The sequence below is a fragment of the Pedococcus sp. 2YAF34 genome (genome assembly GCF_052114585.1).
In the GTDB taxonomy this organism is placed as follows: Bacteria; Actinomycetota; Actinomycetes; order Actinomycetales; family Dermatophilaceae; genus Pedococcus.
The window spans coordinates 1-9,105 of the sequence record NZ_JBFRFA010000061.1; the positions used below are offsets into that span (position 1 = coordinate 1).

Annotated in this window: 11 protein-coding genes; 1 reads left to right on the forward strand and 10 read right to left on the reverse strand. The window is 71.1% G+C overall.

Annotated elements, in window-relative coordinates:
- Positions 1 to 68 precede the first annotated feature (68 nt).
- The 10 genes from sucD to AB4Z02_RS18555 all read right to left on the reverse strand — a co-directional run bounded on the left by sucD (position 69) and on the right by AB4Z02_RS18555 (position 8,364).
- Positions 69 to 962 carry a succinate--CoA ligase subunit alpha gene (gene sucD / locus AB4Z02_RS18510; RefSeq protein ID WP_056882419.1) on the reverse strand — a complete coding sequence of 298 codons (894 nt, stop codon included), beginning with the start codon at positions 960 to 962 and terminating at the stop codon, positions 69 to 71.
- A 22-nt stretch (positions 963 to 984) separates the two neighbouring features.
- Complete coding sequence (sucC, locus tag AB4Z02_RS18515) at positions 985 to 2,172, reverse strand: ADP-forming succinate--CoA ligase subunit beta (RefSeq protein WP_441972818.1); 1,188 nt, start codon at positions 2,170 to 2,172, stop codon at positions 985 to 987.
- Positions 2,173 to 2,302: 130 nt separating this feature from the next.
- Positions 2,303 to 3,232: an NBR1-Ig-like domain-containing protein gene (locus tag AB4Z02_RS18520; protein WP_056882417.1), complete on the reverse strand. Its 930-nt coding sequence runs from the start codon at positions 3,230 to 3,232 to the stop codon at positions 2,303 to 2,305.
- Positions 3,233 to 3,427: 195 nt separating this feature from the next.
- Entirely contained in the window at positions 3,428 to 4,330 is a 903-nt protein-coding gene (locus tag AB4Z02_RS18525) for a peptidase inhibitor family I36 protein (RefSeq protein WP_441972819.1), read from the reverse strand.
- Positions 4,331 to 4,389: 59 nt separating this feature from the next.
- Positions 4,390 to 5,232 carry a peptidase inhibitor family I36 protein gene (locus AB4Z02_RS18530; protein WP_235531316.1) on the reverse strand — a complete coding sequence of 281 codons (843 nt, stop codon included), beginning with the start codon at positions 5,230 to 5,232 and terminating at the stop codon, positions 4,390 to 4,392.
- A gap of 112 nt (positions 5,233 to 5,344) precedes the next feature.
- Positions 5,345 to 6,217: a peptidoglycan-binding domain-containing protein gene (locus AB4Z02_RS18535; protein WP_056882416.1), complete on the reverse strand. Its 873-nt coding sequence runs from the start codon at positions 6,215 to 6,217 to the stop codon at positions 5,345 to 5,347.
- Positions 6,218 to 6,502: 285 nt separating this feature from the next.
- Positions 6,503 to 7,087, reverse strand: a complete 585-nt coding sequence (locus AB4Z02_RS18540) for a DUF3048 C-terminal domain-containing protein (RefSeq protein WP_082590032.1) — start codon at positions 7,085 to 7,087, stop codon at positions 6,503 to 6,505.
- Positions 6,987 to 7,292: a DUF3048 domain-containing protein gene (locus AB4Z02_RS18545; protein WP_441972825.1), complete on the reverse strand. Its 306-nt coding sequence runs from the start codon at positions 7,290 to 7,292 to the stop codon at positions 6,987 to 6,989. Before AB4Z02_RS18545 ends, AB4Z02_RS18540 begins: the two co-directional genes overlap by 101 nt.
- On the reverse strand, positions 7,232 to 7,360 hold the full coding sequence (locus AB4Z02_RS18550) for a hypothetical protein (protein WP_441972820.1): 129 nt from the start codon (positions 7,358 to 7,360) through the stop codon (positions 7,232 to 7,234). The genes AB4Z02_RS18545 and AB4Z02_RS18550 overlap by 61 nt, the downstream gene beginning before the upstream one ends.
- A 32-nt stretch (positions 7,361 to 7,392) precedes the next feature.
- Positions 7,393 to 8,364 (reverse strand): threonine dehydratase, encoded by a 972-nt coding sequence (locus AB4Z02_RS18555; protein WP_441972821.1) that lies wholly within the window; start codon positions 8,362 to 8,364, stop codon positions 7,393 to 7,395.
- A 47-nt stretch (positions 8,365 to 8,411) separates the two neighbouring features.
- Between AB4Z02_RS18555 and AB4Z02_RS18560 the strand changes: the two genes are divergently transcribed.
- Positions 8,412 to 8,918, forward strand: coding sequence for a hypothetical protein (locus tag AB4Z02_RS18560; RefSeq protein ID WP_441972823.1), 507 nt, complete (start codon positions 8,412 to 8,414; stop codon positions 8,916 to 8,918).
- Positions 8,919 to 9,105 lie beyond the last annotated feature (187 nt).

The window sequence follows — 9,105 nt, forward strand, 5'->3', positions numbered from 1 at the left end:
GGCCGTCACCCCACCGGGGTGACGGCCTTCGTGCGATCCCTTGCGGGACAGGCTACTTGTGCAGGTGCTCAGCCCTTGAGGCTTCGCATGATCTCGCGCATGAGGTCGGCCGTGGCGGACGGCGTCTTGCCGACCTTCACGCCCGCGGCCTCGAGGGCCTCCTGCTTGGCGGCAGCCGTGCCGGCCGAGCCCGAGACGATGGCGCCGGCGTGGCCCATGGTCTTGCCCTCGGGGGCGGTGAACCCGGCGACGTAGCCGACGACCGGCTTGGTCACGTGCTCCTTGATGTAGGCAGCCGCGCGCTCCTCGGCGTCGCCGCCGATCTCGCCGATCATGACGATGGCGTCGGTCTCCGGGTCCTTCTCGAACGCCTCGAGGCAGTCGATGTGGGTGGTGCCGATGATCGGGTCACCGCCGATGCCGACGGCGGAGGAGAAGCCGAACTCCCGCAGCTCGTACATCATCTGGTAGGTCAGCGTGCCCGACTTCGACACCAGGCCGATGCGGCCGGCACCCGCGATGTTGGCGGGGATGATGCCGGCGTTGGACTTCCCGGGGCTGATCAGGCCCGGGCAGTTGGGGCCGACGATGCGGGTCGTGCCCTTGGTCCTGGAGTAGGCGTAGAACTCCGCGGAGTCCTTGACCGCGATGCCCTCGGTGATGACCACGGCGAGCGGGATGGCGGCGTCGATGGCCTCGACCACGGCCGACTTGGCGAAGGCCGGCGGGACGAAGATGACCGACACGTTGGCGCCGGTCTCCTTCATCGCCTCGGCGACCGTGCCGAAGACGGGCACGGTGGTGCCGCCGTCGAACTCGACCGTGGTGCCGGCCTTGCGCGGGTTGACGCCGCCGACGATCGAGGTGCCCGAGGCGAGCATGCGCTGCGTGTGCTTCATGCCCTCGGAGCCGGTCATGCCCTGGACGATGACCTTGGAGTTCTCATCGAGAAAGATTGCCATTGTTGTGTTCTCCCGGCCCTTGTCAGTTCGTGGCGGCCGAAGCCAGCTCGGCGGCCTTGCGGGCCGCGCCGTCCATGGTCTCTTCGATGGTCACCAGCGGGTGGTTGGCCTCGGCGAGGATGCGCCGGCCCTCCTCCACGTTGTTGCCGTCGAGCCGCACGACGAGCGGCTTGGTCGCCTCGTCGCCGAGCGCGTTGAGCGCGCCGACGATGCCGTTGGCGACGGCGTCGCAGGAGGTGATGCCACCGAACACGTTGACGAACACCGACTTCACCTGCTCGTCGCCGAGGATGATGTGCAGTCCGTTGGCCATGACCTCGGCGGAGGCGCCGCCACCGATGTCGAGGAAGTTGGCAGGCTTGGGCGACCCGGCGAACTCCTCACCGGCGTAGGCGACGACGTCGAGGGTCGACATGACCAGGCCCGCGCCGTTGCCGATGATGCCGACTGAACCGTCGAGCTTGACGTAGTTGAGGCCCTTCTCCTTGGCCGCGGCCTCGAGCGGGTCCGCTGCAGCCTTGTCCTCGAGCGCCTCGTGGTCGGGGTGGCGGAAGTCGGCGTTGGCGTCGAGGGTCACCTTGCCGTCGAGCGCGACGATGTCGCCGTCCTCGGTCTTCACCAGCGGGTTGACCTCCACGAGCGTGGCGTCCTCGTCGCGGTAGACCTCCCAGAGCTTCTCGAGCACCGGGGCGATCTTGGCGCCGGTCTCGGCGTCGAACCCGGCGGCCTCGACGATCTCGGCGGCCTTGGCCGCGTCGATGCCGGTGTTGGGGTCGACCGCGATGCGGGCGAGGGCCTCGGGACGCTCGACCGCGAGCTGCTCGATCTCCATACCGCCCTCCTTGCTGCACATCGCGAGGTAGGAGCGGTTGGCCCGGTCGAGCAGCACCGAGAAGTAGTACTCCTCGGCGATGCGCGCGCCCTGGGCGATCATCACGGTGCCCACGGTGTGGCCCTTGATGTCCATGCCGAGGATGGCCTGCGCGTGCTGCTGCGCCTCGTCGGCGCTCTTGGCGACCTTGACGCCGCCGGCCTTTCCGCGCCCGCCGGTCTTCACCTGGGCCTTGACGACGGTGACCCCGCCGCTCTTGGGGCCGATGGCCTCGGCGGCTTCACGAGCCTGCTGCGGGGTGGTGGCGGTCGCGCCGGCCAGCACGGGTACGCCGTGCTTCTCGAACATGTCTCGAGCCTGGTATTCGAACAGATCCACGTCTGACGTCCTCGTCTGCTGATGGGTGAGGTTCGGCCCCGAGACTAGTCCTGTCGCGCACGGGAGGGTCCCGCGGGTGCGACGGGTGCGAGGAATCTCACCGACCCGGTCCCGTCGGGACCTGACCGGCTCAGTCGACGACGAGCTGGAAGGTGACGGGCCGGCTCCCGGGGAACGCCACGACGCCGTCGCCGTCGACCATCTTGTAGCGCACGAGGCAGAACCCGGCCGTCGGGGGGACGCTGACCTGGACCTCGACGTCGACCAGGCCACCGGGCGCGGTGTCCGGGACCGGGACATCGGGGATCGTCTGGCACTCGTCACGGCCCTGCGGCACGTCGAGACGGTGCAGCGTGTAGCCGGCCCACGGGACACTGCCCGCGTTCTTCAGGCGCCAGACCTTGTCGACGCGCTGCCCCCTGGCCACGTGGCTGCAGTCCGGCAAGGTCACGTCGGCGACGAACGCCGCGCGGTCCCCTGCGTGGACCGGGGCTGCCGCAGGGGGGTTGGCCCGGCGTACGGGGCAGTCACGGGCGACCGGCGGCGGCGCGGCCGCCGGCGTCTCGGCGTGGCCTGCGACCGACCATGCCACGCCACCCGCCGATGCGAGGAGGGCAGCTGCGGCGAGCGCCGTCACAGCCCGTCGCGGTCGACGCCGGCCTGTGGTGGGGGACGCCGCTGGGCCGATGAGTGGTTCGACGACGGGTGGTTCGACGACGAGTGGTTCGACGACGAGTGGCAGGGCCGGGTCAGGCAAGGACGGCACGACGGCCCTGGCCAGGCACCCGGCCGACCTGGCCGCCCCTTCCCACCGGTCCCGGTACGCCGCCGGATCGGCTCCACAGGCCTTGACGAACTCGACGGTCGTCGCCCAGCTGGGCAGGCGGTTGCCGTGCACCGCCTCGTGCAGGGTCGTGTGCGAGATGACCTTCGACCGCCCCGCCATGGCCCGGAACGACGGTCGTCCCACCGACTCGCGCAGGTCTGCGAGCTCCCGCGCGAAGTCCTCGATGGCCTCGGCCCTCGTCGTCCACGTGGCTTGCCCCGCGACGTCCCCCACGGCGCCCTCCCGGCCGTCCCCCGGCCCCGCCCGTCGGGGCCGCGAGAGGGACGCTACGCCACGAGGGCCGATACCAAAAGGGGCAATCAACCGCAGAAGCCATCAAATGGGAGTTGTTGCCCGGGATGGCCCAAGGTCCCGCCCGGAGCCGCCGCCTGCTGGACGACCACCCGGACGGGACCTGGAGTGCTTGGCCTAGGAGGTGAGCACGACGTTGTCGTAGTAGTGGTTGAGGATGTACGCGTAGCCGTGCCCCGCTTGGGCCAGGTCACGCGAGCCGTACTGCGACATCCAGTTGCCCGCCACCCAGGCGCCACATGCCGTGGTCGTCGAGCAGTAGTGCGCCTGGAGGATGTTGCCGCTGCGGGTCATCCGGGTGCCCCACGTCGCGTCGACCGCGGAGCTGGTCGAGGACACCGCGGTACCGGGCCGGTACACCTGGTCCCCCGTGTCGTCCCGGACGTCGTAACAGGCTCCCCACGAGGTCGTGCGGGTGGAGTGCAGCGCCCAGTACCAGCCGTAGCTCTTCACCGCCATGGCCCCGGACTTGAGCGACGCCGCCGGCCAGCTCGGGACCCACTCGTTCGGCAGGACGTTCTTGACGTACGTCTTGAACGCCACCCTGTCCACGCGGCCTAGCGAGACCCGGTACACCAGGATCGAGCTGGGAAGCGTGGTGTTGGTCCCGTCGGTGTGGCACCCCGCCGGGCCGGAGGCCAGGAGCTCGTGCGACGCGTTGTTGTTCTTCAGCGTCGCGTTGAGGTTTGCCTGCGCGCCGGGCGCGAAGTCCTGGTGGGCTCCGGCGAAGTTGCTGTTGTAGTAGACCCGGACGGTCTTGCCGGTGCGGTTCCAGACCGACGCCGCGTTGTTCTTGACGCAGATCCCCTGGCCTGCGCCTGCGCCCTTGAACTCGTAGCAGCTGGGCTGGGTCGCGCCGTAGTCGTCGAGGGAGTCGGCGAAGTCGGAGACCGACCCGGCTTGGTTGCTGTTGTAGTAGTAGCAGAACTCGCCACTGTTGCAGGCCCCGTCGCGGGCCGCCGCGCTCGCCGGTGAGGCGAACGTGGCGACCCCGACGAGGGCGACCAGGACACTGACCACGGCTGACCCCAGACGGGCCGGTCCCCTTCTCACGGTCGTTCTCCCCCGCCCGTCCCGGCTCAGTGGTTCGCCTTGAACCACGGCTGGGCCCAACCGAGGTAGTGCTGGCCCCACCGGCTCTCGATGGCGCCGATCGTGGTCTTGGTGAGCGTGCCCGTGCCGTTGATGTCGGTCGAGATGAAGTCACCGCCGCCGATCGAGATCATCACGTGGCCGGCACCACTGCTGCCGCCGCTGAAGAACGCGAGGCCGCCTGCGGGGACGGACCGGTCACCACCGTGCCGGTAGCTGGTCGGGATCTGGGTCCAGTGCACGTATGCCGTGCTGGAGCCACTGTGGGCCCAGCCGTAGGCGAGGCCCATGACGTGGTCGCACATGCCGACGTACTCGGAGTGGTAGCTGGTCGTGATGTGGTTCTTCGCCCACGTCACAGCCTCCGCGCAGGTGCGGGGGTTCCCGAACGAGTTCTTGCAGGACTCGGTGCTCGTGCTGATGAACTGGTGCGAGGCGTTGTTGTTCTTGAGCGTGGTGTTGAGGTTGCGCTTGGTCCCACCCGGGATGTCCTGGTAGGAGCCGGCGTAGTTGCTGTTGTAGTAGACGCGGACCGTCTTGCTGCTGCGGTTCCAGACCGACGCCGCGTTGTTCTTGACGCACACGCCCTTGCCGTTGCCAGCGCCCTTGAAGTCGTAGCAGTCCGGCTGGGTCGTCCCGTAGTCCCCGATGGAACCGCCGAAGTCGGAGACCGAGCCGGCCTGGTCGCTGTTGTAGTAGTAGCAGAACTCGCCGTCGTTGCAGGCGCCGTCGCGCGTGGCGGCCGACGCGCTCGAGACGCCGATGCCGAGCATCGGCGCTGCGAGCGCCGCCGCCGCGGCCAGGGCGAATGGCTTGCTGAGGAGCTTCATGGGTTTCCCTTCGTGGATGTCGGAGCTGCTGTTCGTGGAGCTCTGCAGGCAACCGGTCAGGAGGGACCGGTCGAGGCAGGTCGTGGCGGGTCGGGATCGTGTCGGGAGCAGGTCAGGACAGTCGCTGGTACTCCTCCCAGGTGTGGATGACGACGGACGGCCCGTCGTCCGCGGCGTGGTTGGCGAGGCCGTTGAGGCCGAGGTAGTAGTCGCCGGCCTGGTGCTGCGCCTGGCTGGAGAGGTCGGTGTCGCTGATGGCGACCGCGTGGATGTGCCAGGGCCAGTCACCCTGCGTGGGGTTGCGGACCCAGGCGGCGAAACCCACCTCTCGGAGCGCGCGCGCCACCTGGGTGCGGGTGCTCGCGGTCATGCCGGCGACGGAGATGTCGACGACTCCCCCGCCGTCGTGCGTACCCGCCGAGGTCGGGTCCCCGCCGGGGTTGTAGGAGCCCTGGTCGAGGACGAGGTTGCGGCCCAGGCGGCGCTCGGCCTCCAGGAGCATGCTGCGCGTGCGGGTGTCGACGACGTAGCCGTCCATGGGTACCTCTGACCCCGGACCGATGAGGTGGGTGACGCTGAAGCGCCCCTTACCCAGCGAGGTCAGGGAGGTCGCGCCCGGGAGCCCGTTGGCATCGAGGCCGTGGTACCCGAGGGAGGCCTGGTAGGCGGCGTAGGCCTCGACGGTCTTGCTGCCGAAGTAGCCGTCCACCCACTGGGCGTCGAGGAGGTGCTCGGCGTGGAGCGCGTTCTCGACCGCGAGGACGCTGGCCTTCGCTCCCTGTGTGAGGGTGTCGTCGGCCCGGCGCGGGTCGATCTGGGCGGCCTTGACTGTCGCCTCCATGTTGACGACGGGCAGGGTGGCGGCCTGCGCTCGGGAAGGGGTGGCACCTCCCGGTGCCGCGACCCCCAGGAGAGCCGCCAGGGCGACACCGAGCACGGGCCACGAGGCGGTGCGCGGCGGCTTGGACCAAGGACGAGCGGACATCGGAGCTCCTGGGTTGGTGCCGCCGGCCGCGAGAAGCGGGGGCGGTCACGGTCTGTCGGACGGCACCCACCCTCGGGCGCACGGCCCGGTGTCCGGCAGCCCTGAAGTCGCCTCCTGACGCCGCGGCGCCCTTCGGACGGCGCTGACCAGCGCAGACGCGGTGTTGTCAGATCGCGGCGGCGACCCCGCGGCCGCTGTGGGACGGTGCCTGACAGCTCCCTGACAGGGGTGGCGGCATGCGGCTGCCCCCTACGTCGGGCCGGTGCCCGCAGCGCCGTCGAGCGCTCAGCGGACCGTCGCGACCCGGCCGGTCGGCACGAGGAGGACCCACACGGGGCCCTGGGGCGCGAAGGTCACGACCTGCCCGTCCGCGGTGAAGGTCGTCGGCGACGTGGCGCCGGAGCGCGACCACGTGCCCTGCCACACCCGTCCGCCGCGCAGCACGGTGGCCCTGCCCGAACCCACGAGCTGCTCCACCGGTGTCGGCCGGCCGTTGACGTCACGGTTGGCGGAGTCCTTGGAGGCGACGTACTGGACGACCACGGTGGAGGCGCCGTACTGGGTGCCGGAGGGGCTGACGTCCGGCCGGCCGTCGGTGACGACGAGGTACTGCCCTCGCTTCGCGTCCCACCGCAGTGACACGGTGGCCGCGGGCCATCGCGCCGTGACCGAGGTCGCGGGGGCGCCACCGGCGGTCGGAGGGCCGTACCGGAAGCCGATGTCGCGGGGCTCGACACTGCCGCCGGCGCGGGCCAGGACGGCCTTGGGGTCACCGATGAGGTTGTACGGCGCCGGCCGCGGGCGGTCGCGTCGGTAGCCGCGGCCCGACTGGTCGTTGCTGAGGTTCACCTGCGCCCCGAGGGCCAGCACCTTGGCGGTGTAGGACGACGAGCCGCAGTAGGCGAAGGCGACCTTCCCCCAGTTGGGCGAGGATCGTGACGTCGGTCTCGCGTCCGCTGCGCACGGGCCCCACCTCGCGGGCCTGGTCGCGGCTGAAGATCGCGAGCAGCCGGGTCAGCCCGCCCTCGACCGGCTCGACGTAGACGACGTCGGCCCGGTCGAGCCGCCGGCGCAGGCCGCCCCGGTGGCGACGACGGCCAGGGCGAGGGCTGCCTCGACCGCCCGACGGGCACCACGCCTCATGGCCTCAGGATAGGTGGCCCACCCCCGGCGGCTCAGGCGGCCGGCGTCCGGCCGGCGAGGACCTCGGTGAGGATCGAGGTGTCGCAGTTGCCGCCGGAAAGGATGACGCCGACGCGCCGGCCCGCCGCCGCGTCCCGTTCGGCGAGGAGCCCGGCCAGGGCGATGGCCCCGGCCGGCTCGGGCAGCTGGTGGGTCGTGCGCAGCAGCACCCGCATCGCCTCGGCCGTGTCGTCCTCCCCCACCGTCACGATGTGGTCCACCCCGGCCACCATGGTGGCGATGGCTGCGGCGTCGGGTGTCCGGCACGCGACCCCGTCGACGAACGTCGCCGCCCGCTCAGTCGTCACCACCGCAGCCGCGGCGAACGACAGCGCTGTCGCCGGCGCCCGCTCCGCCACGACACCGACGACCCGGGTCGACAGCCCGAGCAGGTCGCGGACACCCACGAGCCCCGCGATGCCCGAGCCCATGCCGACCCCCACGTAGACCGTGTCCAGCGCACCGGCGGCGTCGAACAGCTCCTTGGCGTAGGTGCCGACGCCGACGACCAGGTCGGGGTGGAAGGACGGCACGGTCTCCAGGCCCAGCTCCTCTCCCAGCCGGGCCGCGTGCTCGCGCGACTCCTGGAAGTCGGCCCCGTGGACGACGAGCTCCGCCCCGAAACCGCGCATGGCCGCGTTCTTGTCAGGGCTGTTGCCCTCGGGCACGACGATGACCACGCGCAGTCCCGCAGCGGCTCCGGCATACGCGAGCGACTGGCCGTGGTTGCCGCGGGTCGCCGAGACGAGGCCCGCCACGTGGGGACGCTCGCGCCTCAGGCGGTCGACGTAGACGAGGCCGCCACGCACCTTGAAGGCGCCGGTCGGCGTCTGGTTCTCGTGCTTGACCCAGACCGTGGCGCCGACGTGCGCGCCGAGCAGCGGCCACGCGAACTGGGGAGTGGCCGGGAAGTGACGGCGCACCACGGCGGTCGCGACATCGAGGTCCGCGGAGGAGAAGCCCATGCCCGATTGTGGCCCTGTGTGGAGGGCGACGTGGCAGGGTGTCCGGTATGTCGCGATCCGCCACCGCGCCCCTGCCCGCGCCCGCCCGTGCCACCGCCGTCGGCACCCTGCTCACCGCGGCGCTCGCCGGGTGCATGGTGCTCACCGGGTGCGTCGCGAAGACGCCGGAGATCCCCAAGGCCCCGGCGACGGCGTCGACCTCCACCACCCCGTCGGTCGACTACCCCATCGCCATCCAGCGGTTCGGAGGGGTGGCGGGCTTCTCCGACACCGTCAACATCGACGTCGACCGGAGCGTCATCGCCAAGGTCAACCGGCAGACCCTGTCCTGCACCCTCGACGAGGCGAGCTTCTCCGCCATCACCAAGGCCGCCCTGGCAGTCGGCGACAGCGGGAACGACAGCACGCCCACGATGGCGCACCCCGACGACATGCTGGTGCTGCTCAACGCCGTCCCGACCACCGACGACCGCATCAAGGATGTCGAACCGGTCGTGACCTCGCTGCTCGAGGACCTCGCGAAGCCGAAGGCGAAGCGCACCGTCTGCCGCTGACCTCACCATGCGACACCGACCTGAAGGTCGCTGACACGACCACGCGCCGCAGACCCTCGGGTCGGCGGCGCAGTGGTGACGGCGGGGCGGGGCTGGAGGTGTGCCCCTCCCCGCCGTCACCCGCGTGGGGACGACCGGCCGTGTGCGGCGGGCGGTCGAGGTGCTGCCGGGGTGCGTGGGACGGCGG